Source organism: Fontimonas thermophila, assembly GCF_900113085.1.
GTDB classification, from domain to species: Bacteria; Pseudomonadota; Gammaproteobacteria; order Nevskiales; family Nevskiaceae; genus Solimonas; species Solimonas thermophila.
Genome location: NZ_FOOC01000003.1, coordinates 248,551 through 275,156, shown reverse-complemented (window position 1 = coordinate 275,156; position 26,606 = coordinate 248,551). Strand labels below are relative to the sequence as shown.

The following is a 26,606-nucleotide window of genomic DNA, read 5'->3' as shown; positions in this document are numbered from 1 at the left end:
TCCTGGATGGTCCGCTCAAACGATGGTCACTTGTGGGTGAACGTGAATGCACCATCCCAATCCTTGCCGGGGGGATGCTCGCGCAAATACATGATGCGTTCGATGAACAGCTCATAGACCCGGTGCGGACGCCCCGACTGCTGCAACTGGAAGAATTCCAGCTCGGCCGCGTCCCACTGCTGGGCGCGGTACAGCTTGAGGGCACCGCGATGCCGGGCCAGATCCTGGCGCAGCGCAGGATCGAGCGCATCCTTCGGTCCCATCGGCTCGTAGATCGCCACCGGCTCCTGCTTGCCCTTGACCCGCACCAGATCCAGCTCGCGGAACGCCCAGTCGGACGGTGCGGCCAGGCGCGTTGCCTCCGAGCAAATGATCGATACGCCGTATTCCTTGGTCAGCCCCTCGAGACGGGACCCCAGATTCACCGCATCGCCCATGACCGTATAGGCCATGCGAAACTCCGATCCCATGTTGCCGACGTTCATCTTGCCGGTACTCAGGCCCACGCCGATGTGCAGCTTGGGCCAGCCGCGGGCTTCGAACTCGGCGTCGAGCTCGCGCACCGAGCGCACCATCTCCATCGCCGCGAGCAGCGCGTGCACGGCATGCCCGGAATCCGGCAGCGGCGCCCCCCAAAACGCCATGATCGCATCGCCCATGTACTTGTCGATGGTGCCGCGATGGCGCTGGATCACGCCGGTCTGCTGGGTGAGGAAACGGTTCATCAGCCGGGCGAGCTCGCGCGCGTCGAGCTTCTCGGAAATGCTGGTAAAGCCGCGCACGTCGGAAAACAGCACGGTCATCTCCCGGCTCTCGCCCTCCATCGAGATCGAGTCGGGATGCGCCGCCATCTCCTCGACCAGCTCGGGGGGCACATACTGGCCGAAGAGTCTTGCGATCTCACGCTTGCCGCGCGACTCGATGAAATAGCCGTAGAGCAGATGCGCCATGAACAGCGCCAGGGTGAAAATCACTGGTACGCCGAGGGGCATGATGAACTGGGCCTTGCTCCAAAGCCCGAGTGCGAGCGCGATGATCGCCGCGATCGCACCGAAGCCGATGGCGGCACTCGCCGGCGCCGAGAGCTTTGAAAAAGCCCAAGCCAGCAGCAGCGCGATCGCCAGGTGCATCACGGCCTCGATGCCCATGTAATACGGCGCCCGCTGGTGGATGCGGTTTTCGAGCATCCCCGACACCAGATTGGCGTGGACCTCAACGCCGGTGAACACCTTGTTGACCGGCGTGCTGCGCAAATCCAGCAAACCGGCCGCGCTGGTCCCCATCAGCACGATGGCACCATCGAGCAACGCCGGATTGGCCACCGTGCCGTGCAGCACATCCACCGCAGAGACGTAATGGAAGGTTCGGTTATCGCCCCGGTATGGCACGTAGGCTGCGACATGCTCATCGACCGGCACCGCGAGCGATCCGATGCGCACACGCTCGAGATGCAGCGACGTGCGCACGTCGGGCGGTTCGAACTCCAGTTCCACCGGCGGATTACCCAGCGCCAGCCGCACGATCGACAAGGCCAGTGACGGATAGACCGCGCCATCGTATTGCTGCATCAGCGGCACGCGCCGGTAAACCCCGTCGTCCTCGACCGCGACCGGGTTGTCGAAAAAGCCGCAATACGGCGTTGCCGCCTGCAACCGCGCAACATTGCCACCGTAGCCCTGAGGCTTGATGAAATCAACGTCATACAGGCGTGCGGCCTGGGCATCGATCAACGGCGCGCACAACGCGCCGGTCGCCGCCTGCTCGCCCTCCGGCACAAAGCGCTTGAAGAAAAATCCCAGCACGACCGGGCGACCGCTCAAGGCCTGGGCGAAACGGGCGTCGTAATCGAGTTGGCGGCGGATGTCCTCGGCGCGCGCCACCACCTCGGGAACCTGGGCGAAATCCTGACTCAAGAGCCGCTGCCACAGCGCCAGAGCCTCATCATCGGGCTCGGAGAAGACGATGTCGAATCCCAGGACACGGACTTTGTAGCGGTCGAACAGCTGATCCACCAGATTCGCCAGCTTGTCGCGCGACCACGGCCAGCCTTCGGCCGCCAGACTGCGCTCGTCCAGATCGACGATCACGACCTTGGGATCCGGCGTGCCGGGCAACGTCAGCAGCACGCGCGCGTCGTAGGTGAAATCCTCGACGACTTCAAGCAGACGTAGCGGAGCCCAGCGCGCCGTGTGCAAAAGAAACAGGGCGAATACAGCCAGGCTGATCGACAGTCGGATGAGGCTGCGTTTCGACACGGGCTCCCCCAGGCAAAACCGGCCATGGCGATTGGATCGGGACGTTACTAAAGTGGCGGTATGGCGGCAAACCCGCATCACCGCTACGGAAGCCGCAGCGGGGTCGGTTATGATGCGGACCATGCCCAGCACCTTGAACGTCGAGTCACTCGTGCGGATTTACGAGCGCTACGGTCGCGCCCTGCCGCCTGTGGCCAATCTGGTCTTGACGATCACGGCGGCCTGGCTGCTCGCGCAACTGGTCTGGTCACTGGTGCCGGAGCCGGAGGCAGCCCGCTGGCAGCTGCCCTCGCTGCAACCCGCACAGACGCGCCAGCACGAGACGGCATCCGCGGACATCGACAAACTGATCGGATCCGAACTGTTCGGCCGCTACGCGGCACCGCAAACCGGCAGCCGTGTCGAACAGGCTCCCGAGACCCGCCTGTCGTTGACACTGCTCGGCATCTTGGCCGGCTCCGCAGCCGAATCACGCGCGCTGATCGCCAAGGATGGGGGCGACGAAAAACCCTATGCCATCGGCGACGACGTCATCGCCGGCGTCAGCCTGCACGCCATCTTCCCCGACCGGGTGATCCTGTCGCGCAACGGCCAGTTCGAGACGCTCCGGCTGAACAAGGATGCGCCGAGCACGGCTCCAGCCGCCAATACCCCAGTCGATCGCGGGCCTGGCGACGGCAGCACTGCGCAACTCCTGGGCCAGATCCGCGACGAGATCCTCAGTGATCCGACCAAGGCTTCGAACTATCTGCGCGTGCAACCGGCGAACGTCAACGGCCAACTGCGTGGCTATCGCATCTATCCAGGCCGTGAGCGCGAAGCCTTCCAGCAGTTGGGGCTGCGCCCCGGCGACCTGGTCACCGCAGTCAATGGCGTACAATTGGACGATAACCAGAAGGCGCTACAGCTGCTGGGGGACTTAAGCCAGGCCAACGCGATCACATTGACGATCGAGCGCGGAGGTCAGGTACAGACGTTGAACCTGAGCTTGAACTGACATGATCCGCCGCCCATTCTCGCGTACTGGCGCCGCCGTCGCCATCGTCCTGCTACTCTGCGCGACCCTGCCGGCGCGGGCAGACATCACGCTCAACCTCAAGGACGCCGACATCAGCACACTGATCGCGACGGTCAGCGAGGTCACCGGCAAGAACTTCATCGTCGATGCCCGCGTCAAGGGCAAGGTCACGGTGATCAGCTCCTCGCCGATGGATGCGGCCGGTCTCTACGAGACTTTTCTCGCCGTGCTGGCCGTCAACGGTTTTGCCGCGGTTCCGGCCGGAGACACGATCAAGATCATCCCCGAGGCCAACGCCCGCCAGGAAGGCAGCGCGCGTTACGGCACAGGCGCGGGCCGCCCGATCGACGAAATCGTCACCCACGTCTATCAGTTGCAGAACATCAATGCCGCGCAGCTGGTCCCGATCCTGCGCCCCTTGGTTCCACAATGGGGTCATCTCGCCGCCTACCAGGCCAACAACACCCTGATCATTTCCGACCGCGCGGCCAACGTCGAGCGCATCGGCCGGCTGATCGCGCAGATGGATCAGGCCGGCGACCGCGAGATCGAATACATCCGCCTGCAACACGCGGCGGCCAGTGAGGTCGTGCGCATCCTGACGGCGCTGACGCAACAGGACAAGCAGACCGACCCGACTGCGAAACCGGCGACGATCATCGCCGACGAACGCACCAACAGCATCCTCGTCGGCGGCGACAAGACCGAGCGCCAGAAATTCGGCGAGATCATCCGCCAGCTCGACATCCCATTGAGCGACGATGGGGCCACCCAGGTCGTCTATCTGCGTCATGCCAGCGCCGAAAACCTGGCCCCGATCCTCGAGGGTTACGCGCAGCAGGTCAGCCAGAACGAACGGTCGGGTGGCAGTGCGACCGCGGCACCAGCGGCCGCCAGCGGCGGCGGGACCTACGAACGCACGCGGGTGCTCGCCGACAAGGACACCAACGCGCTCATCATCACGGCCCCGCCGAAGACGATGAAGCAGATCCGCAACGTGATCGCGCAGCTCGACATCCAGCGCGCGCAGGTGCTGGTCGAAGCCATCCTCGCCGAGGTCAGCGCCAACAAGTCGAGCCAGCTCGGTATCGACTGGGCCGTGTTCAACGGCGATCGTATCGCCGCTGCGGGCATCCTGGATCCGAACACCCTGGCTGCTCTCGGTACCCTTGCTTCCTCCGGCAACGAGCGTGCTGCTGCCGGCGCACTGGGCCAGGGAGTCAATGTCGTGCTCGGCAAGGATGGGGGCGACAACGGCACCACCTTCGGCCTGCTGCTCAAGGCCCTCAAGGGCGATGGAGATTCCAACGTCCTGTCGACACCGACGCTGGTCACCCTGGACAACGAGGAGGCCAAATTCTCGGTCGGCCAGGAAGTGCCGTTCCTCACCGGCCAGTTCACCAACACCGGGACCAGCAACAGTTCGGTCAACCCGTTCCAGACGATCGAGCGCAAGGATGTCGGCCTGAGCCTGTCGGTGACACCGCAGATCAACGGCGATGCCGATTCGGTCAAACTCAAGCTCAATCTCGAAGTCTCGAGCCTGTCGAGCGGCCGCGCCGGTGCCTCCGACCTGATCACCAACAAACGCACGCTGACCAATGTCGTCAGCGTCGAAAGCGGCCAGATCCTGGTCATCGCCGGTCTGATCGACGATCAGATCATCGATACCCAGCGCGGCGTCCCCTTCATCAGCGAAATCCCGTTGCTCGGCGCGTTGTTCAAATATCGCTCGGTGGACAAAACCAAGCGCAACCTGATGCTGTTCATCCGGCCGTCGATCCTGCGCAAACGCATCCAGAGCGACTATTACACGCGCAAGAAATACGACGCCGTACGCCAGGCCCAGGTCGATGCCGCAACCGGCGCCGGTCCGCTGATCGGCAGCCAGCGCCCGATCCTGCGCCCGCTGCATGAATGGGGCGAGGAACCATCTGTGCCCTCCTCCACGACACCGCCGGCGACGATCGAGGATGCGACCGGTGCATCAGGGAACAAGCAACCCGCCGATCCGACGGCACCGCGTGCCACCGATACGCCGGACTGAGCCCGCAACCGACGCCTCTGACTCAGCCTGCACCATGGAGTCCGTCCTGCGGCGACCACCGTTCACCTTCGCCAAACGCCACGGGCTGATCGTTACGGAAGATCGTGGCGATCATGTCATCGCCGTCGCCCGTCCGGGCGTGTCGATCGATGCCATCCAGGAGACACGCCGCTACGTCGGCCGCCCGCTGCGTCTGCACACTGTGACGGCACAAGAATTCGATGCCTTGCTGTCGCGCACCTACGAGGGACAGACGACCACAACCGCAAGCCTGATCGAGGGACTCGACGAGGAGCCAGCGGATCTGGACGCACTGGCGCAGGCCCTGCAGGAAAATCAGGATCTGCTCGAATCCGACGACGATGCCCCGATCATCAAGTTCATCAATGGGTTGCTCGTCGAAGCAATCCGCGAGAACGCCTCGGACATCCACATCGAGAGTTTCGAGTCGCGGCTGCAAATCCGCTTCCGCGTCGACGGCGTTCTACGCGAAGTGATGTCCCCGCCCAAAAGTCTGGCGCCGCGGTTGGTATCGCGCATCAAGGTCATGGCCAAGCTCGACATCGCCGAGAAACGACTACCCCAGGATGGCCGTATCTCGCGCGCCTTCGGTGGACGCAAGGTCGACGTGCGCGTCTCCACGATCCCCACCGGGCAGAACCACGAACGCGTGGTCATGCGCATCCTCGACAAGCAAACCGAGCGGCTCGACCTCGAACAACTCGGACTCGACGAGCAGCAGATCACGACGCTCAAGCGCATCATCCATCGCCCGTACGGCATTCTGCTGGTCACCGGGCCGACTGGGTCCGGCAAGACGACGACGCTCTATTCCGCGCTGTCCGTGCTCAATGACCGTACACGCAACATCATGACGGTCGAGGATCCGATCGAATACTACATCGACGGTGTCGGCCAGACCCAGGTCAATACCAAAGTGGAGATGACGTTCGCACGCGGCTTGCGCGCGATCCTGCGTCAGGATCCCGACGTGGTCATGGTCGGCGAGATCCGCGATCTGGAAACGGCGCAGATCGCAGTGCAGGCCTCGCAGACCGGCCATCTCGTGCTGTCGACCTTGCACACCAACACCGCCGTCGGGGCGGTGACACGTTTACGTGACATGGGCGTTGAGCCTTATCAGCTGTCGTCTTCCCTGATCGGACTGATGGCCCAGCGTCTGGTGCGCCAGCTGTGCGCCGCCTGCAAACAGCCGTACGAAGCCAGCACGGTCGAGAAAGAACAGCTCGGCGTCGATCCCGCCCGCAGCCTCACGCTCTACAAACCCGTCGGTTGCCCGCAGTGCCGGCACATCGGTTTTCTCGGCCGCACGGGCATTCATGAGATCATCGAGATCGACCGCAAACTCGAGGCGATGATCCATGACAATGCTTCCGAACAGGCGCTGGAAGCCTATGCGCGCACCCGGGGGCCCGGCATCCTGCAGTCCGGCCGCAACAAGGTACTCGCGGGTCAGACCACATTGCGCGAAGTGCTGCGCGTGACCATCGAAGAGTGAGCCATGGCGGCCTACGAGTACAGCGCACTCGATGCGCACGGCCGCGAAACCCGTGGACTGATCGAAGGCGACACGCAGCGGCATGCCCGTCAACTGCTGCGCGAGCGCGGACTGACCCCGATCGAGTTGCGCGAGGTCAGCGAGTCACAGGACGCACGCAGCAGACTCTTCCGTCACCGGGGAGGCATCCGCAACACGGAACTGGCCCTGTTCACGCGCCAGCTCGCCACGCTGGTCCGCTCCGGTCTTCCGCTCGACGAAGCCCTGGCCGCCGTCTCCGAGCAGAGCGAGAGCAAGCGGGTCAAACGCATCGCGCTGGGCGTGCGCGCCGGTATCGTCGAGGGCCATTCGCTGGCGCAGTCGCTCGAACAGTTTCCCCATGCATTTCCGAAGCTGTTCCGCGCCACGGTCGAGGCCGGCGAGCAGTCCGGGCAGCTCGATGACATCCTCGAGCGCCTGGCCGACTACGTCGAACGTCGTCAGATCATGCAGCAGAAAATCATGCTCGCGGCGGTTTATCCGGCGATCCTCACCTTCGTCGCCATCACGGTCGTCGTGCTGCTGCTGACCTATGTCGTCCCCCAGGTCGTGGAAGTGTTTACCAGCATCGACGCCGAGCTACCGCCGCTCACCCGTGGCCTGATCGCATTGTCGGACTTCCTCCGGCATTACGGGTTTCATCTGCTGGGTCTGTTCGCGCTCGGTGCCTTCGTCTTTCACCGTCTGTTGCGCAGGGAAGGCTTCCGGCGCCGAGTGCATCATCTAGCACTGCGCCTGCCGCTGGTCGGACGCCTCGTGCGCGGATCCAATACCGGCCGCTTCACCCGCACGCTTGGCATTCTCTTCGGCAGCGGAGTCCCGATTCTCGAAGCGCTACGCATCGGCACACAGGTCGTCACCAATCTGCCGATGCGCGACGCCATCGAGGCCGCGGCCATCAAGGTACGAGAAGGCGCGCCGTTGGCGCGCTCGCTGGCCGCAAGCAAGCTGTTTCCGCCGATCACGGTGCATCTGATTGCCAGCGGTGAGTCGTCCGGGCGCCTCGACGAAATGCTCGACCGCGCCGCCGAGAATCAGGAACGCGAAGTGGAAACCCTCGTCGCTGCGATGATGGGCGTCTTCGAACCGGCATTGATTCTGGTGATGGGCGGCGTCGTGTTGCTGATCGTGCTCGCGATCCTGCTGCCGATCTTCGATCTCAACCAGCTCGTCAGGTAAAGAACATCTTCCGTATCCGCCGCGCGGCTTCGCGCACGCATCGTCACCACGACCCAACCATCCCAATCAGGACCTGCACCGATGGACGCTCCCATGCAATGGGTCGGACTCATCATCCTGGGTTTTCTTGCGAGCTTCTTCTCCGCATTGGCCGGCGGCGGTGCCGGGCTATTGCAGTTTCCCGCGCTGATCCTGCTCGGCCTGCCGTTTGCCGGTGCAGTGGCCACCCATAAGGTGGCGGTCGTCGCGCTGGGGATCGGCTCGACGGCGCGGCACTTGCGCGAAAACGCGCTCGATCTGCGATTCGTTGCCATGATGACAGGGCTCGGTCTGCCAGGTGTCGTTCTCGGCACGCGCCTTGCGCTCGAAATCCCCGATCGCCCAGGCAAGCTGATATTCGGGACGATCAACATCGCACTCGGGTTGTACTCGGTCTTTCGGCCTCAACTCGGACTCGAACATGCGCCGAAGAACCGGAAGGGCCGCGGCCTGCTGCTCGGTGGCCTGTGGACGTTCGGTGTCGGCTGGCTCACGGGCCTGGTGCCATCCGGCCCAGGGGTATTCACCACGCTGCTGTTCCTGACCTGGTTCGGCTGCGACTACCGCCAGGCGGTCGCCATCACGATGATCATGGTGGGCCTGGTGTGGAATGGGGCCGGCGCAATCACCGCAAGTCTTGCCGGACCGGTGGCCTGGACGTGGGTTCCGGCGCTGGTGATCGGCGGTCTGGCCGGCGGCTATGCCGGCGCGCATCTGGGACTGCTGCGAGGCAATCGCTTCATCAAGCGCGCCTACGAGGCCCTGACCATGCTGATGGGGGCCAGTCTGATCGCGCAGGCCATGAGCCCTGCGTAGATCCGGCACGACGGCGGAACGTTCAACCCTTTACAGCCGCAACCGGCGCCGCCGGCAGCGCCTCTGCCAGCAGTCGGGTGATGCGCGCCGGCACCGCATTCTCGACTTCCCGCACGGCGACCCGGATTGCTGCGGCAAAGGCCTGCGTATCGGCGCTGCCATGCGACTTGATGACGATCCCATTCAGACCGACGAAGCTGGCGCCGTTGTAGTTGCGCGGATCCATTCTCCTGCCCAGCGCCTTGAGCGCGGGCAGCGCCATCAGCGCCGCAAAGCGCGTGAAGATCGAACGCGTGAATTCCTGTCTGATGAAGTGATAGATCAGCCGGGCCACACCCTCACCGGTCTTGAGCGCGATGTTCCCGGCAAAACCATCGCAGACGACGACATCGATGTCACGCAGGAAGATGCCATCCCCTTCGACGAAACCGATGTAGTTCAGCGATGAAGCCTGGAGGAGCTGGGCCGCCTGCTTGATGACTTCGTTGCCCTTGATTTCTTCCTCGCCGATGTTGAGCAAACCGACCTTGGGCCGCTCGATCCCCAGTGTCGCCGTCACCAGCGCGGAGCCCATCACCGCGAACTGGAGCAGCTGCTCGGCGGAGCACTCGGCATTGGCACCGAGATCAAGCATGTGGACGTGACCGTTGATCGACGGAATCGCCGAGATGATCGCCGGCCGGTCGATCCCCGGCAGGGTCTTGAGCACAAATTTTGCGGTCGCCATCAGTGCGCCGGTGTTACCGGCCGACACAGCCGCATGCGCCACGCCTTGCTTGACCAGATCGATGGCAACGCGCATCGACGAATCTTTCTTGCTGCGCAGCGCCTTGGCAGGCGACTCGTCCATGCCGACCACTTCGCTGGCATGGCGGATGCGCAAGCGCGCCTCGCCGGCACGGCCACGAGCGCCCAGATCGCGCAGCAGCGTCGGCTCGTCGCCGACCAGAATCATCTGCAGCTCGGGATGTGCCGCCAACGCGAGCAGAGCGGCGTCCACGATCGTCTCGTGACCGTGGTCACCGCTCATCGCATCAATGGCCAATACAACGGGAGCCTTCATCGGCAACCCCGCTGCGCAGCGGGCGCAGGTTCAGTCGCCGGCGTCGACGACGACTGCCTTGTCGATGACTTTCTTGCCGCGGTAATAGCCATCCGCCGTGACGTGATGACGGCGATGGGTTTCGCCCGAGGTCGGATCGGTGGACAGCGCCGGGGCTTTTGCCTTGCGCTTCCAGTGCGCGTGGCGGTGACCGCGATACGCGCGCGATTTCTTGGAATCCTGAACTGCCATTGCTCTACTCCGTCGGGCGGTGACCGCCTCGCCAGCTCAAAACCTGTGGTGACCGTTTTTCCGATGCGCATCCAGCGCCTGTGCGAGCACCGCAAAGGGGTTGTCCCGCTTTGCGCCTGCATCCGGCACCGGCGTCGATGCGGTCTCGACGGCATTTTCGCACGTCGGACAGCGCGGCAGCATCGGCAACGCCAGCAATACTTCGTCCTCGACCAGCTCGTGCAGGGGCAGACGGTCATCCTGCACCCAGTAGGGGTCGAAGTCCGGCAACAGCGCGCGCTCCTCGTCCTCGCTGTCAACGAACCGCAGATCGATCCCGATCTGCAAGGGCTTGAGATACTCGCTCCCGCAGCGCTGGCATCCCAGCTCCACGACACTGGTCACGCTGCCATGCAACCGTGGCCAGCCACTGCGCGCATCGGCCGCCAGATCGATCCGCAACACCGACGCGTTGCCGCCGAGCTGCGCACACAGTCGCGGCAGCGCGGTCACCGCCAGCTCGCCACAGAACCGATATTCTTGCGCCACCGCGAGCGAGGCGCGCACTTCGCGCGGAATACTCATCGCTTGCCCCGCACAAGGGCCGCGCATCATAGTGATGTGCTCCGCGAATGTCAAAGAAATTCAATGTCTAACCCCCCCGCTACTGCGCCCGCCACACGCCCTCCGGAACTGATCCTCGCCTCCGGCTCGCGCTATCGCGCGGCGTTGCTTGCGCGGCTGCGCCTGCCGTTCCGGATCCAGGCCGCACAGGCCGACGAGACACCGCAGCCCGGTGAAACCGCGCCGGCGCTGGCACTGCGCCTGTCGGCAGCCAAGGCCGGGGCGCTGCGCGCGCAGTACCCAAACGCCTGGATCCTCGGCTCCGATCAGGTGGCCGTCGTCGATGGCATCTTTCTCGGCAAGCCTGGTTCGCGGGAGCGCGCACTCGCCCAACTGCGGCAATGCTCGGGGCGCACCGTCGAATTCATGACCGGCGTCGTCCTGCTGACACCGCAGGGTGCTCATCAGGGCCTGGACATCACCACAGTGCGCTTTAGAACGCTCACCGAGCCGGAAATCGTCCGCTATGTCGACACCGAACCCGCACTGGACTGTGCCGGCAGTTTCAAATGCGAGGGCTATGGCATCACGCTGTTCGAGTCGATCGACAGTCGCGATCCGACCGGTTTGATCGGGCTGCCGTTGATCACCGTGTGCCGGCTGCTGCGCGAGGCCGGCTATTCGCTGCCGTAACGCGCAAGTCCGGCGATGCAAGCCTGCGGGCTACCCGTCAGGCCGCACGCGTATGCGCAGCCGACAGCCACGACGGCACATCGGCCACTGCGTCGATCACCGCGGTGGCGCCGGCCCGCAACAGCCGCGCAGGCTCGTGGACGCCGCAGGCCACACCCAGGCCCGTCATCCCGATCGCACGCGCCATCGCCATGTCGTATTCGGTATCGCCGATCATCAACGCTTCCTCGGGTTTTAGCCCTTCGTCTTCGAGGAGCTCGACGAGCATGCGTGGGTCGGGCTTGGAAGCGGTTTCATCGGCGCAACGCGAATTGACGATCACGCGCGCCAGGTCGGCATGGTGACGCAGCGAGCGCGCCAGCCCGCGCCGTGACTTGCCGGTTGCGATGGCGATGCGAAAGCCCTCCCGGTGCAGTGCGTGGACGGCGGCGAGGGCACCGGCAAACAGCGGCGCCTCACCGCCGCCCTCGGCAAGCCACTTGGCACGATATCCATCGAGCAGGCTGCGCAGCGCGCCCAGCTCCAGCTCGGGGTAGAGGCGGCGCAAACCCTCGTCGAGTCCAAGCCCGATGAGCTCGCGGATCGAGGCATCGCTACGCGCCGGCAAACCTAGATCAGCGATGGCCGACTGCATTGCACGAACGATCTGCGCCGCCGAATCCGCCAGCGTGCCATCCCAGTCAAAGATCAAAAGCTTGATCCGATCCACGGCCCATCACCCCCGCGGCAAGCGGTCGAGCACGTCGCGCAACTCCTCGGGCAAAGGCGCGTTGAGTAACAGCTTGGGGAATGGCCCCGCTGCCGGCAACCCGAGGAAATGGGCGTGCAAGAACATGCGCTTCAAACCGAGCGCGCGCAGCGGCCGGTTGGCCTCGTGCTCGCCATATTTCTCATCGCCGGCCACCGGGTGACCCAGGGCGGCGGCATGGACACGGATCTGGTGCGTGCGGCCGGAGAAGATACGGACCTCGCAGAGCACCGCATCGCGGAACTTCTGTCGGGGTGAGAACCGCGATTTCGCCGGCTTGCCGTCGTCTTCGTCGATCCGTACACGCCGCTCGCCCGATACGAGCGCATCGCGCAGCAACGCGGCATCGACATCGCGGTCCTCGCCGCGCCAGCGGCCGAGCAGCAGGGCGAAATAGCGCTTGTCGGCCTCGCCCTGCCGGAACGCATGTTGCGCCCGCAGCAAAGCCGACCGCGATTTGGCGAGCAGCAGCACGCCGCTGGTGTCGCGATCGAGGCGATGGCACAACTCAAGAAAGGCATACCGCTCCCAGGCGCGGACCGCCTCGATGACGCCATAGGTCAGACCGCTACCCGCGTGCGCCGCCCACCCCGCCGGCTTGGATAGAGCGAGATAGTGCTCGTCCTCATAAAGCACGGCTTCGCGCAGACGGTTGAGCGCAGCATCGGGTGGCCGCACGGCTTCACCCTTGTCGGCGGCGCGCACCGGGGGGATACGCACCTCGTCGCCGCTAACCAGCCGGCGCTCCGGCTTGGCGCGGCCGCCGTTGACCCGCACCTGGCCCGAGCGCAAGAGTCGGTAAATGTGCGACTTGGGCACGCCAGGCAATTGTTTGATCAGGAAATTATCGATGCGCTGACCTTCTTCACGGGCATCGATGACGAGCTTGCGGACTTGTGGACGATTCTGTGTCAAACTATGGGACTCCGTGGGTTCCGGCGCGAAAACTGTTTCCAATCAGCCCGTTCCGGAATCTACGGTGACGGATGAAAGAGGCGGCGGTGCCGCAGCATTTTAGCAGCCCGCCCGCTGCCGACGCGTTTTAAGACGGCCGGCGCCTGCGCCGGTCATCCAGTAACACTGCACAACCACCGCGCAAGCCGCGCCTCCCGGGCATACACACGACATCGCATATGACTGCCGTCCTGCTGATCTGCCCCGCTGCGCGCCGCTTGCGCCGACCAGGAACCACCGATGAAACGTATCTTGATCAATGCCACGCAGCGCGAGGAGCTGCGCGTGGCGATCGTCGACGGACAGAAACTCCACGACCTCGACATCGAAACCGCCGCCCGCGAACAGCGCAAGGGTAACGTCTACAAAGGTCGCATCACCCGCGTCGAACCTTCGCTCGAAGCCTGCTTCGTCGACTACGGCGCCGAACGCCATGGTTTCCTGCCAGTCAAGGAAATCGCCCGCTCTTATTTCAAAGACCCGAGCAAAGCCGGCAACCTGCGCGAACAGTTGCAGGAGGGGCAGGAGGTCATCGTCCAGGTCGAAAAAGAGGAACGCGGCAACAAGGGAGCGGCGTTGACCACGTTCATTTCGCTGGCCGGACGCTACCTGGTCCTGATGCCGAACAACCCGCGCGCCGGTGGCGTATCGCGCCGCGCCGAGGGCGACGAGCGCGAAGAAGCCAAAGAAGCGCTCGAGAAACTGCAAATCCCGGACGGCATGGGCGTCATCATCCGTTCCAACGGCGTCGGCCGCACCCTCGAAGAGCTGCAATGGGATGCCGACTACCTCAAGGACATCTGGGCGGCGATCGAAAAAGCCGCGGCCGAGCGCAAAGCACCCTTTTTGATCTACCAGGAGAACAACATCATCCTGCGCGCCCTGCGCGACTACCTGCGCCCGGACATCGGCGAAGTCATCATCGACAACGAGGAAATCTACGAACAGGCCCGCACCCACCTTGAGCACGTGATGCCGCAGCAACTGCCGCGGCTCAAGCTGTACCGGGACGAAATGCCGCTGTTCTCGCGCTTCCAGATCGAATCGCAGATCGAAATGGCGCACGAGCGCACGATCCGTCTGCCCTCCGGCGGCTCGATCGTCATCGATCACACCGAAGCCCTGACCGCGATCGACATCAACTCTGCCAAGGCAACCGGCGGCGCCAGCATCGAAGATACCGCGCTGAACACCAACCTCGAGGCCGCTGATGAAATCGCGCGGCAGCTGCGTCTGCGCGACTTGGGCGGGCTGATCGTCATCGATTTCATCGACATGAACTCGAGCAAGAATCAGCGCGAGGTCGAAAAGCGCCTGGAGCAGGCGGTCGAAATGGACCGCGCGCGCATCCAGATTGGCCGCATCTCGCGCTTCGGCCTGCTCGAGCTGTCGCGTCAGCGTCTGCGCCCGACGCTCGCCGAACACACCCAGATCCCCTGCCCGCGCTGCTCGGGCCGAGGGCAGATCCGCTCGGTCGAGAGCCTGTCGTTGTCGATCCTGCGCCTGATCGAAGAAGAGGCGATGAAAGAACGGACCGGGCGCATCATCGCCCAGGTTCCGGTCGACGTCGGCACATTCCTGCTCAACGAAAAGCGCCTCGCGGTACGCGAGATCGAGGCGCGCGAGCGTGTGCACGTCGCGATCATCCCCAACCCGACGATACATTCGCCGAATTACGAGATCCGTCGCGTGCGCGCGGATCACCTGCAACAGGACAACAACAACGCCGTCAGCTACACCCTGGCGCAGAATTTCGATGCCGCTGCACACGAGGAGCTGGCCAAACCACCGGCGCCCGTCCGCCCGGCGGCAGAGGCCGCGGTCAAACAAATCCTGCCCGCGACACCCGCCCCCGTCGCCGTGCGCGAAACACCCGTGATGACGCCGGTCACCCGCGAAAGCCTCTGGGCGAAGCTCAAGCGCTGGCTGGGCATCGGTGTATCCCGCACACCGGCGACGCCACCTCCGGTGCAGCCCTCGGGCAGCCGCAATGCGCATGACGATCGCCGCGACTCCCGTCGCACTGACAAGCGCCGCGACGAACGCAATGGCCAGTCGCGGCGGGATCCGCTGATGCGGCCGCAGCAAACCCCACCCCGGCGCGACGAGCGGAGCAACCCGCCGCCGCGCGCATCGCAGGCTGCGCAAGCACCCAAGCGCGACGAACGTCCATCTCAGCAGCCGCGCAGCGCACAACCGCCGCGCCGCGAGGAACGGCCGACGCCGCCGGCGCCGCCGATCGCCGATGCGCAAGCCGCGTCCGCCGAAATCGCTGCGGCCGAAACCGCCAACCCACCAGAGCCGGCCGCAGCAGCAGCGAGCGAACGCTCCGAAACCCGCGAGGGTGGCCGTCGCCGCCGCCGCGGTGGACGTGGGCGGGGCCGCCGCGACCGCGAAACCGCAGGCGCTGCGATCCCGACAACCGCTGCGGATCGCGATACCGCCGACACCGCCGAGGCCCGCGGCAATGTCGTCGCATCGGCCGACGGCACAGACCGCATGCCGGCGGAAACCCCGCCATCATCGATCGACGGCGTACCGGGCGAAACGCGTGACACCCCTGTCGTGGACATACCGGCGCGCGCATCGACTTCCCTGACGGCGGCCCCCGTCACCGAGCCGCCGGTCACCGTACCGGCTCCGAACGAGTCTGCGCCCGAATCCACAGTCACCGACGCCGAAAACAAGGCGATCCTTGCTGCGGCCGGGCCCGTCCAGCCGACCTCGCCCGCGTCGCCACAGGCAACGCCCACGCCACCGGTATCGGTCGATACGACAACGTCCACGGAGACGGCGAGCACTGCACCGCCAAATCCCGACTCCACCGCCGCCACCGAGCCGCCTCGACCGCAGTTCCGCGCAACCGCGCCGGCGGCCGACTACCTCAAACTGTTCGAGAAAGCGGTCTCCGACCACCGCAAGCCAGACTGAGCATCGGGCGCGAGAGATCAATACACATCTCGGCGGTAGCGCGCTTCGGCGTTGAGTCGTTCCAGCGCCGAAGCGCCCAGTACCTCGAGCAGCGCAGCGTTCACGCCCGGCACCATCCCTTTCTGGCTGCCACTGACGTAAATCGCCGCGCCTGCTTCGATCCACTCACGAAGCAGATCTGCATGCTCGCGCAGCCGATCCTGCACATAACACCTTCGCGGCGTATCGCGCGAGAACACCCAGTCGATGCGTGTAATCGCCCCGGCTGCATGCATTGCTTCAAGTTCATCGCGATAGAACGCATCATGTGCGGCCTGACGCTCACCGAAGATCAACCAGTTGCGGTAGCGTCCTTGCATCTGCCGCTCGCGCAGGTGAGCACGCAGACCAGCCAAGCCCGTGCCATTACCGATCAGGATCATGGGCCGATCGTCCGCGGGTCCATGGAAGGACTTGTTGCGGCGGATGCGCAATTCAACACTCTGCCCCACCTCGAGGGTTCGGGTTAACCAACCCGAACCAACGCCGAGCTGCACCGACCCATCCGGCTGCCGCAAGCACATCTGACGAACGAGAAGATGAAGCCGTCCATCGGCTGGAATCGATCCGATCGAATACTCGCGGACGATCGACCCGCCATTTCCCGGAATGCGGATCTCGACCAAATCACCAGCACGCCAGTGTGCAACCTCATCCAGTGGTGGAGCCAATTCCAAGTGAAATGCTGGACGACCGATGCTGCCATCGTTCAGTAACCGGCGTTCGAGCAGCGTCCATGCAGTCCAGGTCGGATTGGGTTGTGCCGCTATCCCAGTGGGTGCAAGAACCTCGATCTGATGCCACCAACGCGCCAGCGCGGCGACGTCGCCACGATCGACCTCGATCCGCGGAAACAGAGACTGCGCACCGCGCGCTTGCAGCCAGCTGTCGAAACGCCGACCGAAGCCGCAGAAATGACGATAGCTGCGATCTCCCAAAGCGAGCAGGCCATACTCGAGTGAGTCCAACCTGGGCAGCGCTGGTGCAACCCTCGCAAAAAAGGCACTCGCAGTATCCGGAGCATCGCCTTCACCGGTCGTACTGACGATGAACAACGCGCGTCGGGTCATCACGAGTGTGTGCCGATCAATATCAGCGAGCGCCGCCTGCTGCACGGATAAACCCGCGGCGCGCAAGGCGTCTGCAGTGCGCTCAGCAAGTGCCTCGGCCTGCCCGGTCTGACTGGCATACGCGACCAGCAACAAATCCTCCGAGCGCATGTGAGCCCGCCGGGGTCGATGGCGCTGGTACGCCCGCGCGCACAGCACTCCGTAACCGGTTACAGCAACCGCTGCCAAGACGCAGCGGGAAGCACCCGGTGGAACCCAGTAAAAGGGCTCACCCTGCACGAGCAAGAGCACCGATGCCGCGGTGATGATCAGTAAAAAGAACGCAGCCTTTACGGCAAGCGATACCGAGCGTTGCATCGTTTTACGCCTGGCTTGCAGGCGTCATTGCACTTAGGGCGTCAGCACCTCGACCACTGCGGCATAGTTCACACGGCGCTCAGTCGCGGGTGGTGTACCCCTGTCATCCGTGACGGTTGCCGACAGCCAGTAAAAGCCTGGCTTAGGCCAGTCGAGCGTAAAACGTCCGTGTTCATCGGTCTTCGCACGAATCTCATCGACGCTGTTGCGGTAGCGAATGCCATCGGCAATGACTACGACTTCGAGGTCGACAGCCGGCTTGCCATCGAGGAGTAAACGAAAAGTGGCCGGCTCACCTACATAAAGATCGTTGAACCCCGTGATCGGCTGCAACTCAAGACCCCGCCCTACCGGCTTGAGCGCGATGTCGTTGGGCTTGCCCGCCGTGACGAAGGTTTCGAGCCGCCCCAGCATTTGAATCACCCTGAGCTTGTCGGCATTTGCCGGTACTTCGCGCCCAAAGCCTTCGGGAGTGAACGGTGTGCCGCGTGGCGGCCAGACACGACGCTGACCGTTTTCCTCCCAGACCGCTGTGATCCCTTCATTGACCCATGCAATCCGATAAGTGCCGGCCTGCACCAATTCGAGATCGAAGCTACTGCGCAAACGTCCTTTGAAGAGATTAACCGGCGTCACCGCATTGCCATCCGGCCCGGTCACGACGAGGTTGTCCAGTGGTAAGGCGTTGTGGTCGCGGATGAAGGGGTCGGTCGAACTCGCGGCATCAACCGTCACCCACTGCCCGACGTTGAGAACGGTCTTGGATGGCTCGAACCAACGCTTGTGCGCATGGACACCGGGCGCAAGCAACAATGTTGCCAGCACAGCCACGCAGATCGTCTTGGCATTCATCACGAAATCCTCTGCTCTTTATCAAGGAGCCAAACTCAGCTTCACGCTATCCAGCTCGCTTTGCCCATCAACCTTGAGCTCGGTCGGCGCAGCGACCGGCCATTCGAATGGCAACTCGAGTACCTCGCGGCCACCTTCCTCGCGCACCGCCTCGACGAGCAGACGATAGCGACCCGGCGTCAATTCACCGAGCGGTGGATGTCCTTGGACAAAACGGAGCACGTGCGTCCCCACCGGACGCGTTGCGCCGGTAACTCCGTCGACCGGTAACGCGAGCGCTCGACCACTGCGCCGCCACCACTGGCGCAGATCGGGCAGCCACTTGGTACCCCCCTCCGGTGCCCCAGCGCCAGCTGCCTCTGCAGACCCTCCGCCCCGCTTCTGCTGGTACCAGACGGCCAGGTTGGCGACCACCGAACGATCGGGACGTTCGATCCACATCGCCACATATGGTCGGTGATATTCGGCAACCGAAAGTTGCGGAATCTGTACGCTCACCTCCAGCGCAGCGGCATGCGCGGAATCGACGGTCAACGCACACAAAACCACTTGGAAAATCCTTCTGTACATCGCAGACATGCCCTTGCTCTGGTCAATGGATGAACAACAGCGCCAGCAACAGCGGTACCACAAAACCCAATCCGACCGTCGGCCACGTTGCAATGCGCTGTGCCGCATGCAGCCTGAGTAGCAGCAATCCACTCACCGAACTGATCAGACAGACCAATGCAAAAAGATCGATGAACCAGCGCCAGACGGGTCCGGTGTTGCGGCCTTTGTGCAGATCATTGAGATACGCGATCCAGCCGCGGTCGGTCAGCTCGTACTCGACCGCGCCATTGCTGCGGTCGATGCTCAACCAGGCATCCCCACCAGGCCTTGGCAAGCTCAGATAAATCTCGTCCGCCGACCATTCTGCTGGTCGTGCTCCCATGCGCACCGCCCATTGCGCAGAGAGCCAATCCCGCAACGCTGTCGGCAGCGGTGCATATCCATGTCGAGGGCCCTCCCCCAGCATCGCGACGAGTGCCTGCGGAAGCAGGCCGACGTACCGGTCGGTCCTGGGCTTTGCGTCGATCTGGGCAGCGTGATTGAGCGTGATGCCGGTAAAAGCAAAAAACAGTAACCCCGTCAGACACAATGCAGAGCTGATCCAGTGCCATCGATGCAGGTGTTTCAGCCATAGGGCACGACGCCCAAACCGCTCGGCATCGAACTTGTCGTCCGCCATGACTCAGACATCCACCCAGCGCCGGAGCAGGTTGTGATACACGCCGGTGAGTTGCACGACGATGGGATGATCCGGCGCATTCGCAGCGAGTTGCTGGACGGCACGGTCGAGATCGAACAACAGCGTTCGCTCGCCATCGTCACGCACCATGCTTTGTATCCAGAAAAACGAGGCGAGGCGCGTCCCACGCGTAACCGGCGTCACACGATGCACGCTCGACGCCGGGTAAAGCACGAGATGACCGGCCGCAAGTTTGATCCGATGAATCCCGTAGAGATCCTCGACGATGAGCTCGCCGCCTTCATATTCATCGGGTTCGGACAGAAACAGGGTCGCCGAGAGATCCGTGCGCACGCGTACGGACGAACCCGGAACGGTACGTACTGCATTGTCGATGTGATTGCCAAAGGATTCACCGCCTCTGTATCGGTTGAACAGGGGCGGGTAGATGCGCGCCGGTAACGCTGCCGCAAAAAACAACGGCGAGCGTCCGAGCGCAGAAAGAATCATTTCACCCAGCGCACGCGCAACGGGAGACTGCTCGGGAAGCTGCATGTTTTTCTTGGCCAGAGCAGCCTGGGGTCCGGATGTAACATTGCCATCCACCCATTCCGCCTCGTCGAGCTGGCGTCGGCAGTGTGCAACCTGATCCTTGGTCAGGATATTCGGTATTTGCAGCAGCATGGTGGCCCCCGGGCAATGGCGCCTCCATCGCCGGAGGCGCACCGTGCCTGCCTCGCCGTTCAGAAGCGATAGAACGCGCTCAACACTGTATTGAACCCTTCTCCAGGCGTCGCCCAACCGTTACCACGGATGCGCGTGTAATACTCTTCGTCAAAAATATTGTTGACGTTGAGCTGAAAATCGAGCTTGGGCACGGCCGCATAGCCCACCATGGCACGGTGCACCCAGTATCCGGGTACCTTGACATCGTTGGGTGCCGGCGCCGAACCATTCGGTAACACTTCGCCCTGGTACTGCACCCCGTACCCGACACGCAGGCGGATCGGTAATTCATATACCGTCCACAGACTCAATGCATTGTCCGGAGTATTCGGCAGTGGCTTGCCCTTCTGCGGATCGCTTTCGACTCCGTCCGCAACGCTTTGCAGAATCTCGCTATCGAGATGCACAAAGCTGGCAAACACCGACCATTGCGGAGTGATCTGCCCGTACGCACCGATCTCGACGCCATCGACACGGTTTTTACCATCGAGAACCTGTTCGCCGGTGGGGCTCTCCGGATCATTGACCCGGAATCGGTTGCGCTCATTGCGAAACAATGCCGCATTGACCGAGAGCGCGCCGTCCGCGAATTCCCACTTGCTCCCCAGCTCGTAGTTCCGCGCCTGCTCTGGATCGACGCTACAGTTCGCACCACTGGAACTGGTCGGAACCGCCCTGCAGCTGGCATTGACGGATGCCTTGGACGGCGTCTCTGAATTGCCGTAGGCGATGTAAACGCTGCCGTTGGGAACCGGCTTGAAAATCAAGCCGGCACGATAGGACAACAGATCCTCGCTATTCGTGGCCGGCACCCCACCGCCAATGATCGCCCCCAGATTGCTGTTGTCGGGATCCGGATTCGCGCTCGTCGGCGCGGTGTACGTTTTGATCGTATATGGCGTCGTGCTGCCAACGTTGCGCTCGTAACGCAGCCCGCCGTTGAGTTCCCAGCGCTCGCTCAACTCCAATGCGTCGAACGCATAGACCGCGACGTTCTCGACGCTGCCATCTGCCTTGCTCGTACGCAAACGATTCCGCGGACCAGTGTAGAAACTGTCAGGGTTGTAGAGATCCATGACAGGGAAAGAAGTCACCGGGCTGCCATCGGGATTGTTGAATTCCCGGCTACCGTCGATACCGTACCGCTCATGGCTGAGCTGGAACCCGGTCACCAGCGTGTGCCGGACGTCTCCCGTCGCAAAAGTCCAGGTCAGATCCGTCTGGTTGGTCAGAATCGCGTTCTCCGTATCGCGGACATTGCCCCGCGGTCCGGACGGCTGATACGTGCCAGACGTTGTACAGGTGCCGGACGTGGCACCCAGCGGGGGCTGGCCAGCCTCTATACAAACGTTGCCCTGAGGCGGATCGACGATCGTCAACTGTTCTGTCTGCGCCCAGCGGCTCAGATTCCGGATTCTGAGCAGCGAGCTGACCCTATGATCGATGATCGCGGTCGAACTGGCAGTCTTGCTCTTCTGGATATCGACGTTGCGATATCCGAAGTAATCGCTCGGATCGACACCGGGAACCGGACGATTATTGCGGAACAAGACACCGTATTCCGGGATGTTTTCGTCTTCTTGATAAAAACCGGTCAACGTCAGGCGCGTCGCCGTGCCGATGCCCAATGCCAGCGAGGGTGCCAGCCCCCAGCGCTCGTAACGCTCGACGTCACGACCCGGCACGTCATTGACATGCGTCATCAGGTTCAGGCGAGCTGCGGCGGTCTCGGCAAAGGGCTGGTTCAAATCAGCGGTCAGGCGATAGTAGCCATCAGTTCCGACACCGGCCGTAATGACACGCTCGGCATTTGCCTTGGGGGTCTTGGTCACGAGATTGATCGTGCCGCCAATGGCACCGACCCCCGAGTAGACCGAGTTCGCTCCCTTGGTCACCTCGACTTGCTCGAGGTTGAAAGAGTCCGACCGCGTGTACTGCGCACTGTCACGAACACCATCCACGGTGATGTCGCTGCTGGCGCTGTAGCCGCGGATCGCAATGCTGTCTCCGTAGCCGCCACCCCCCCTCACCCGCCCCGAAGGTGATACCTGGCACATTGCCGAGGATGTCGCGGAGCGTGAACACATTCTGATCACGCATGACCTCCTGCGGGATGACCGTGATGTTCTGTGGCGTATCCAGCAATGGCGCCGTGTACTTGGGAGAACTTACCTCGCCGATCACATACCCGCCGGTTTCGTGACCTTCCACCTGCATCGGCGGAAGCTCGGTCGGCTCGTTGGCGCTGACCTCTTGTGCCTGCCCGATCGAAGCCGAGAACACCGCAGCCATCGCCGCAGCCCACGGCGTCTTTCGCATTGCTGTCATGAGTTCACCCCAATAAAGTAAATAACAATCTAAATGATAAGAATTATCATTTGTGTATTTTATTCGCCCAGCTTGCGTTTGCAAGCCCCCACGACATCGCCAGGGATCTCGGCTCGCTGGCGTCAAGCCGGCGCCATGCGCTTCACGCAATAGAAGTAGAGGCCCGCCCTACGCCCCGCCAGCCCGATTCAGCTGCGGGACAACAGAGCGGCGACGACCTTGAGATCTTCCTCGGTATCCACCCCGCGGGGCGGTGGCGTATCGACTACCCCCATGCGGATACGGAATCCGTAGGTCAGCGCGCGCAGCTGCTCGAGCGCCTCGCATGCCTCGAGCGGCGCGGGCGGCAACTGGCTGAACTCGGCGAGCGCGGCAACACGGTAGGCATAAAGCCCGATGTGGCGAAAGACGAGCCCTTCCGGCATCCGTGGCGCATCTTGCGTGCCACCGTCACGCCGCCAGGGAATCGGAGCCCGGGAGAAATACAGCGCATAGCCACGGCGGTCCATGACGACCTTGACGACGTTGGGATTGCGCCATTCCTCGGCAGCATGGATCGGATGGCACAGCGAGGCGATGTGCGCTTCGGCATCGCCGTCGAGCAACTCGGCGGCCCGACGCACCAGCGCCGGCGGCATCAGCGGCTCATCGCCCTGGAGATTGACGACGACCGTGCGTGCGTCCCAGCCGCGGCTACGTGCGATCTCGTTGGCCCGATCGGTACCGGACTGGTGTTGTGGCGAGGTCAGTTGCGCATCGGCGCCGAATCCCGTGCAAACCCGGAGCACCTCCTCACTATCGGTCGCGATCACGATCTCGCTGGCACCGGAGCGACGCGCCGCCTCCCAGACGTGGCGAACCACCGGTTTGCCGCCGACCTCACGCAGCACCTTGCGCGGCAGGCGGGTCGAGCCCAGCCGCGCTGGAATGACGACCTTGAAACCGCTCACGCGTCCAATTCCTCTTCGCTGAGCGGTCGCGCCTCTTCTTCGAGCATGACCGGAATCCCGTCGCGGACCGGGTAAGCGAGCCGCGAAGCGCGGCACCACAGCTCATTGCGTTCAGGATGCCATTCCAGAGGGGCCTTGGTCACCGGGCAGACCAGAATTTCGAGCAGACGCTTGTCCATCATCCTGCGACACTCCGCAAACGGGACACGGATTCTTGCACACGCGCCGCATCCGCAGGGGCGAGCTGTGCCTGCGCCGGCACCTGCCACCAGTGGGGGGCGGCAAAAGCCGCGCACTTGACGGCGTCTTTCTCGGTCATCAGCACCGGCAAGTCATCGCCAAACGCCAGGGTCTGTCTGTCGTAGGCTTGATGATCGGCAAACGCATGTTCGATGAGATCGAGTCCACGCGCACGCAAGGCTGCGAAAAACCGCGCCGGATGACCGATGCCGGCGACCGCATGCACCGGCCGGCCGCGAAAATCTGCGAGCGGACGCACCACATTGCCGCTTATGCTCCGCGCATCGGTGATCTGCACGTGCATGCGCAACGGGCGCAATACGGAATCGGTCCAGCCATCACCGTTGACGACGACCAGATCCACCTCGCGCAAGCGCTCGGGCGGCTCGCGCAGCGGTCCTGCCGGCAACAGCGCACCGTTGCCCAGACCGCGGGCACCATCGACGATGCAGATTTCGAGATGACGTGCGAGGCGGTAATGCTGCAGACCATCATCGGACACGACGATATCGACCCGCGATGTCTCGACCAAATGACGCACGGCAGCCACGCGGTCCGGATCAACGACGACCGGCACCGCGGTTCGCCGCGCGATCAGCAGCGGCTCGTCACCGCAATGGCGTGGATCGTCCGCTGCATCGACCCGGTGGGGATAGTGCGGCGCGCGGCCGCCATAGCCACGGCTGACGACGCCCGGATTCCAGCCCCAGCGGCGAAGATGCTCGACCAACCAGATCACGAACGGCGTCTTGCCGGTGCCGCCCACCGTGACGTTACCGACGACGATCACCGGTACCGGCAAATACGGCGCGGTGCTCAGCAGCCGCCGGCGGCGCACCGCAGCGACACGGCCATACAACCATGCCAGTGGCAGCAGCGGCAGCGGCGGCACTGGCGAGTACCAGCGGGTCTGCAACCAGGCTCTCATCAGGTGCCCGCTTCGGTCTCGAATTGCATGCGGTGCAAGGCAGCATAAAGACCGTTGCGCGTCAGCAAGGTCTGGTGCGTGCCGGTCTCGACGATACGGCCATCCTGCATCGCCACGATCAAGTCCGCATCCTGGATCGTCGACAGGCGATGGGCGATGACCAAGGTCGTGCGTCCTTCGACGAGCTCTGCGAGCGCTGCCTGAATCAGACGCTCCGATTCGGTATCGAGCGCCGACGTCGCCTCGTCGAGAATCAGAATCGGCGCATCCTTGAGCAGCGCGCGGGCGATGGCGAGCCGCTGGCGCTGGCCGCCCGAGAGGATCGCGCCGTTCTGACCCACCGGCGTGTGCAATCCCAGCGGCAGCTTTTCGATGAACTCCCAGGCATGCGCACGCTTGGCGGCATCGATGATGCGCGCCTCATCGGGCGGCGGATCGAGACCATAGGCGATGTTTTCGGCGATGGTTGCGCTGAACAACCGCACCTGCTGATCCACCAGCGCGATCTGGTTGCGCAGATCACGCAAGCGATATTCGCGCAGATCGTACCCATCGAGACGGATGCTGCCTGCGCTGACGTCATAGAACCGCGGCAGCAGAGAAAGCAACGTGGTCTTGCCACTACCGGACCGACCGACAAAAGCAACCGTCTGCCCCGGCTGGATCGTCAGATTGATGTCCTTGAGCGCATCCGGCAAATCATCGCGATAGCGGAAATGCACGTGGTCGAACTCGATCGCGCCACGTGCGCGCACCAGCGGCCGCACGCCATCGGCGGGTTCGACTTCTTGATCGAGCATCTCGAAAATCTCGGCCGCCGCGGCGATCCCGCGCTGCAAGCGCTCGTTGACCGAACCCATGTTTTTCATCGGTTGCATCAGCGACAGCATCGCCAGCATGAAAGCGGTGAACGTACCCGCAGTCATCGTTTCGATCATGCTCGGTTGCGTCGCGAAAAAGACAATGGCCGCTACCGCCCAGGCGGCGATGAACTGGATCACCGCTGCGCTGCCGGCCCGCGTCGCGACGATCTTCATCGACAGCCAGCGGTTGTTTTCGTTGACCTTGTCGAAATAGCGCGCCTCGAACTCCTGGCCGTTGTAGACCTTGACGACCCGCTGCCCCGTCACTGCCTCGTCGACCGCTTCGGTCACGGTGCTGACGCTTTCCTGGATCCGTGCGCTGATTTTGCGGAAACGGCGGCTGACATAGCGGATGATCAGCGCGATGAACGGGACGACGATGAAGGCGAACACGGTCAGCTTCCAGTTCAACCAGGTCATCAACGCGATGTAGAAAACGATGGTGAGGCTGTCCTTGAGCACGCTCGTGAGCACGGTGCTCGCGGCATCGGCGAGCTGCTCGACGTGATATGTCAGCCGCGCGATGAGTTGACTCGAACTGACGTGGTCGTAATAGCGTGCCGGCAAACGCAGCAGCTTCTCGAACAACTGGCCACGCACGTCCTTGACGACACGGCGCGCGACCCAGCTCATGCCATAGGTGGCGCAAAACGAGCTGATGCCGCGCAGCAGAAACAGACCGACGATGAGCAGCGGCATGGTGCGAATATAGGCCTGGTTCTGCTCGACGAACGCCTTGTCGAGCAGCGGCTTGACCATCGCGGCGAAACTCGCGTCCACGGCCGCAAAACCCGCAGTGGCGATCGAGGCCAGCACCATCACGCGCCAGTGTGGCAGGGAATAGCCGAGCAGACGTCGATATGTCGGCCAGGGTTTGCGGATGGCGTCGGAGGCTGCGCTCATGCGAAAGATCGGATCAACCGGCGTATGCTAGCAATGTCTGTGTT

The 26,606-nt window shown here is 63.4% G+C and carries 24 protein-coding genes; 7 read left to right on the top strand and 17 right to left on the bottom strand.

The window, feature by feature from the left end; genetic code table 11:
- Window positions 1-26: 26 nt before the first annotated feature.
- Window positions 27-2,255 (bottom strand): CHASE2 domain-containing protein, encoded by a 2,229-nt coding sequence (locus BMZ48_RS04555; protein WP_200769518.1) that lies wholly within the window; start codon window positions 2,253-2,255, stop codon window positions 27-29.
- A 121-nt stretch (window positions 2,256-2,376) separates the two neighbouring features.
- Here BMZ48_RS04555 and gspC point away from each other — a divergent pair, with 121 nt between their 5' ends.
- The 5 genes from gspC (at window position 2,377) to BMZ48_RS04530 (ending at window position 8,912) form a co-directional block, all read left to right on the top strand.
- On the top strand, window positions 2,377-3,252 hold the full coding sequence (gspC, locus tag BMZ48_RS04550) for a type II secretion system protein GspC (protein WP_159431085.1): 876 nt from the start codon (window positions 2,377-2,379) through the stop codon (window positions 3,250-3,252).
- A 1-nt stretch (window position 3,253) separates the two neighbouring features.
- Window positions 3,254-5,320 (top strand): type II secretion system secretin GspD, encoded by a 2,067-nt coding sequence (gene gspD, locus BMZ48_RS04545; RefSeq protein WP_091532356.1) that lies wholly within the window; start codon window positions 3,254-3,256, stop codon window positions 5,318-5,320.
- Between the two features lie 34 nt (window positions 5,321-5,354).
- Complete coding sequence (gspE, locus tag BMZ48_RS04540) at window positions 5,355-6,839, top strand: type II secretion system ATPase GspE (protein ID WP_091532353.1); 1,485 nt, start codon at window positions 5,355-5,357, stop codon at window positions 6,837-6,839.
- 3 nt (window positions 6,840-6,842) lie between these two features.
- The gene (gspF, locus tag BMZ48_RS04535) at window positions 6,843-8,057 is read left to right on the top strand and encodes a type II secretion system inner membrane protein GspF (protein WP_091532351.1); all 1,215 of its coding nucleotides are present in this window, start codon (window positions 6,843-6,845) and stop codon (window positions 8,055-8,057) included.
- 81 nt (window positions 8,058-8,138) lie between these two features.
- The gene (locus BMZ48_RS04530) at window positions 8,139-8,912 is read left to right on the top strand and encodes a sulfite exporter TauE/SafE family protein (RefSeq protein ID WP_200769517.1); all 774 of its coding nucleotides are present in this window, start codon (window positions 8,139-8,141) and stop codon (window positions 8,910-8,912) included.
- 22 nt (window positions 8,913-8,934) lie between these two features.
- Here the strand turns inward: BMZ48_RS04530 and plsX are convergent, their stop codons facing one another.
- From plsX to BMZ48_RS04515, 3 genes are read right to left on the bottom strand one after another with little or no spacing between them, the layout of a single operon-like run.
- Window positions 8,935-9,975, bottom strand: coding sequence for a phosphate acyltransferase PlsX (gene plsX / locus BMZ48_RS04525; protein WP_091532347.1), 1,041 nt, complete (start codon window positions 9,973-9,975; stop codon window positions 8,935-8,937).
- 30 nt (window positions 9,976-10,005) lie between these two features.
- Entirely contained in the window at window positions 10,006-10,206 is a 201-nt protein-coding gene (gene rpmF, locus BMZ48_RS04520) for a 50S ribosomal protein L32 (protein WP_091532346.1), read from the bottom strand.
- A gap of 36 nt (window positions 10,207-10,242) precedes the next feature.
- On the bottom strand, window positions 10,243-10,770 hold the full coding sequence (locus BMZ48_RS04515; RefSeq protein ID WP_159431084.1) for a YceD family protein: 528 nt from the start codon (window positions 10,768-10,770) through the stop codon (window positions 10,243-10,245).
- A gap of 63 nt (window positions 10,771-10,833) precedes the next feature.
- Between BMZ48_RS04515 and BMZ48_RS04510 the strand changes: the two genes are divergently transcribed.
- Window positions 10,834-11,442, top strand: a complete 609-nt coding sequence (locus BMZ48_RS04510; RefSeq protein ID WP_091532342.1) for a Maf family protein — start codon at window positions 10,834-10,836, stop codon at window positions 11,440-11,442.
- Window positions 11,443-11,479: 37 nt separating this feature from the next.
- Here the strand turns inward: BMZ48_RS04510 and BMZ48_RS04505 are convergent, their stop codons facing one another.
- Together BMZ48_RS04505 and BMZ48_RS04500 are read right to left on the bottom strand one after the other, a co-directional pair.
- Entirely contained in the window at window positions 11,480-12,151 is a 672-nt protein-coding gene (locus BMZ48_RS04505; protein WP_091532341.1) for an HAD family hydrolase, read from the bottom strand.
- A gap of 6 nt (window positions 12,152-12,157) precedes the next feature.
- Window positions 12,158-13,105, bottom strand: coding sequence for an RluA family pseudouridine synthase (locus BMZ48_RS04500; RefSeq protein ID WP_091532340.1), 948 nt, complete (start codon window positions 13,103-13,105; stop codon window positions 12,158-12,160).
- A 279-nt stretch (window positions 13,106-13,384) separates the two neighbouring features.
- Here BMZ48_RS04500 and BMZ48_RS04495 point away from each other — a divergent pair, with 279 nt between their 5' ends.
- Window positions 13,385-16,075: an Rne/Rng family ribonuclease gene (locus BMZ48_RS04495; protein ID WP_091532339.1), complete on the top strand. Its 2,691-nt coding sequence runs from the start codon at window positions 13,385-13,387 to the stop codon at window positions 16,073-16,075.
- Window positions 16,076-16,092: 17 nt separating this feature from the next.
- On the opposite strand, the gene BMZ48_RS04490 is transcribed toward BMZ48_RS04495, so the two are convergent.
- From BMZ48_RS04490 to msbA, 11 genes are all read right to left on the bottom strand, one after another.
- Window positions 16,093-17,541, bottom strand: a complete 1,449-nt coding sequence (locus BMZ48_RS04490) for a sulfite reductase subunit alpha (protein WP_091532338.1) — start codon at window positions 17,539-17,541, stop codon at window positions 16,093-16,095.
- 33 nt (window positions 17,542-17,574) lie between these two features.
- Complete coding sequence (locus BMZ48_RS04485) at window positions 17,575-18,393, bottom strand: DUF4198 domain-containing protein (protein ID WP_091532336.1); 819 nt, start codon at window positions 18,391-18,393, stop codon at window positions 17,575-17,577.
- A gap of 21 nt (window positions 18,394-18,414) precedes the next feature.
- Window positions 18,415-18,963 (bottom strand): DUF2271 domain-containing protein, encoded by a 549-nt coding sequence (locus BMZ48_RS04480; RefSeq protein ID WP_091532335.1) that lies wholly within the window; start codon window positions 18,961-18,963, stop codon window positions 18,415-18,417.
- Window positions 18,964-18,985: 22 nt separating this feature from the next.
- The gene (locus BMZ48_RS04475; RefSeq protein ID WP_091532333.1) at window positions 18,986-19,624 is read right to left on the bottom strand and encodes a PepSY-associated TM helix domain-containing protein; all 639 of its coding nucleotides are present in this window, start codon (window positions 19,622-19,624) and stop codon (window positions 18,986-18,988) included.
- A gap of 3 nt (window positions 19,625-19,627) precedes the next feature.
- A complete protein-coding gene (locus tag BMZ48_RS04470) occupies window positions 19,628-20,308 on the bottom strand; it encodes a Fe2+-dependent dioxygenase (protein ID WP_091532331.1) in 681 nt (226 codons plus the stop codon).
- Window positions 20,309-20,367: 59 nt separating this feature from the next.
- Window positions 20,368-22,407: a TonB-dependent receptor gene (locus BMZ48_RS04465; protein WP_268762362.1), complete on the bottom strand. Its 2,040-nt coding sequence runs from the start codon at window positions 22,405-22,407 to the stop codon at window positions 20,368-20,370.
- Window positions 22,295-22,678 carry a TonB-dependent receptor plug domain-containing protein gene (locus BMZ48_RS13275; RefSeq protein WP_200769514.1) on the bottom strand — a complete coding sequence of 128 codons (384 nt, stop codon included), beginning with the start codon at window positions 22,676-22,678 and terminating at the stop codon, window positions 22,295-22,297. Before BMZ48_RS13275 ends, BMZ48_RS04465 begins: the two co-directional genes overlap by 113 nt.
- 188 nt (window positions 22,679-22,866) lie before the next feature.
- On the bottom strand, window positions 22,867-23,628 hold the full coding sequence (kdsB, locus tag BMZ48_RS04460; protein WP_091532329.1) for a 3-deoxy-manno-octulosonate cytidylyltransferase: 762 nt from the start codon (window positions 23,626-23,628) through the stop codon (window positions 22,867-22,869).
- Window positions 23,625-23,807: a Trm112 family protein gene (locus BMZ48_RS04455; RefSeq protein ID WP_091532327.1), complete on the bottom strand. Its 183-nt coding sequence runs from the start codon at window positions 23,805-23,807 to the stop codon at window positions 23,625-23,627. Before BMZ48_RS04455 ends, kdsB begins: the two co-directional genes overlap by 4 nt.
- The gene (lpxK, locus tag BMZ48_RS04450; RefSeq protein ID WP_091532325.1) at window positions 23,807-24,796 is read right to left on the bottom strand and encodes a tetraacyldisaccharide 4'-kinase; all 990 of its coding nucleotides are present in this window, start codon (window positions 24,794-24,796) and stop codon (window positions 23,807-23,809) included. Before lpxK ends, BMZ48_RS04455 begins: the two co-directional genes overlap by 1 nt.
- The gene (msbA, locus tag BMZ48_RS04445; RefSeq protein WP_091532324.1) at window positions 24,796-26,562 is read right to left on the bottom strand and encodes a lipid A export permease/ATP-binding protein MsbA; all 1,767 of its coding nucleotides are present in this window, start codon (window positions 26,560-26,562) and stop codon (window positions 24,796-24,798) included. Before msbA ends, lpxK begins: the two co-directional genes overlap by 1 nt.
- Window positions 26,563-26,606 lie beyond the last annotated feature (44 nt).

Excerpts from the sequence above, each read along its gene's own strand:
- BMZ48_RS04455 (WP_091532327.1), bottom strand. The coding sequence starts at position 23,807 with ATGGACAAGCGTCTGCTCGAAATTCTGGTCTGCCCGGTGACCAAGGCC.
- BMZ48_RS04515 (WP_159431084.1), bottom strand. The coding sequence starts at position 10,770 with ATGAGTATTCCGCGCGAAGTGCGCGCCTCGCTCGCGGTGGCGCAAGAA.
- lpxK (WP_091532325.1), bottom strand. The coding sequence starts at position 24,796 with ATGAGAGCCTGGTTGCAGACCCGCTGGTACTCGCCAGTGCCGCCGCTG.
- BMZ48_RS04490 (WP_091532338.1), bottom strand. The coding sequence starts at position 17,541 with ATGCAACGCTCGGTATCGCTTGCCGTAAAGGCTGCGTTCTTTTTACTG.
- BMZ48_RS04480 (WP_091532335.1), bottom strand. The coding sequence starts at position 18,963 with ATGTACAGAAGGATTTTCCAAGTGGTTTTGTGTGCGTTGACCGTCGAT.
- BMZ48_RS04530 (WP_200769517.1), top strand. The coding sequence starts at position 8,139 with ATGGACGCTCCCATGCAATGGGTCGGACTCATCATCCTGGGTTTTCTT.
- BMZ48_RS13275 (WP_200769514.1), bottom strand. The coding sequence starts at position 22,678 with ATGACAGCAATGCGAAAGACGCCGTGGGCTGCGGCGATGGCTGCGGTG.
- gspF (WP_091532351.1), top strand. The coding sequence starts at position 6,843 with ATGGCGGCCTACGAGTACAGCGCACTCGATGCGCACGGCCGCGAAACC.
- BMZ48_RS04495 (WP_091532339.1), top strand. The coding sequence starts at position 13,385 with ATGAAACGTATCTTGATCAATGCCACGCAGCGCGAGGAGCTGCGCGTG.
- BMZ48_RS04465 (WP_268762362.1), bottom strand. The coding sequence starts at position 22,407 with ATGTGCCAGGTATCACCTTCGGGGCGGGTGAGGGGGGGTGGCGGCTAC.
- rpmF (WP_091532346.1), bottom strand. The coding sequence starts at position 10,206 with ATGGCAGTTCAGGATTCCAAGAAATCGCGCGCGTATCGCGGTCACCGC.
- BMZ48_RS04475 (WP_091532333.1), bottom strand. The coding sequence starts at position 19,624 with ATGGCGGACGACAAGTTCGATGCCGAGCGGTTTGGGCGTCGTGCCCTA.
- gspE (WP_091532353.1), top strand. The coding sequence starts at position 5,355 with ATGGAGTCCGTCCTGCGGCGACCACCGTTCACCTTCGCCAAACGCCAC.
- plsX (WP_091532347.1), bottom strand. The coding sequence starts at position 9,975 with ATGAAGGCTCCCGTTGTATTGGCCATTGATGCGATGAGCGGTGACCAC.
- BMZ48_RS04485 (WP_091532336.1), bottom strand. The coding sequence starts at position 18,393 with ATGAATGCCAAGACGATCTGCGTGGCTGTGCTGGCAACATTGTTGCTT.
- gspC (WP_159431085.1), top strand. The coding sequence starts at position 2,377 with ATGCCCAGCACCTTGAACGTCGAGTCACTCGTGCGGATTTACGAGCGC.
- BMZ48_RS04510 (WP_091532342.1), top strand. The coding sequence starts at position 10,834 with ATGTCTAACCCCCCCGCTACTGCGCCCGCCACACGCCCTCCGGAACTG.
- BMZ48_RS04470 (WP_091532331.1), bottom strand. The coding sequence starts at position 20,308 with ATGCTGCTGCAAATACCGAATATCCTGACCAAGGATCAGGTTGCACAC.
- msbA (WP_091532324.1), bottom strand. The coding sequence starts at position 26,562 with ATGAGCGCAGCCTCCGACGCCATCCGCAAACCCTGGCCGACATATCGA.
- gspD (WP_091532356.1), top strand. The coding sequence starts at position 3,254 with ATGATCCGCCGCCCATTCTCGCGTACTGGCGCCGCCGTCGCCATCGTC.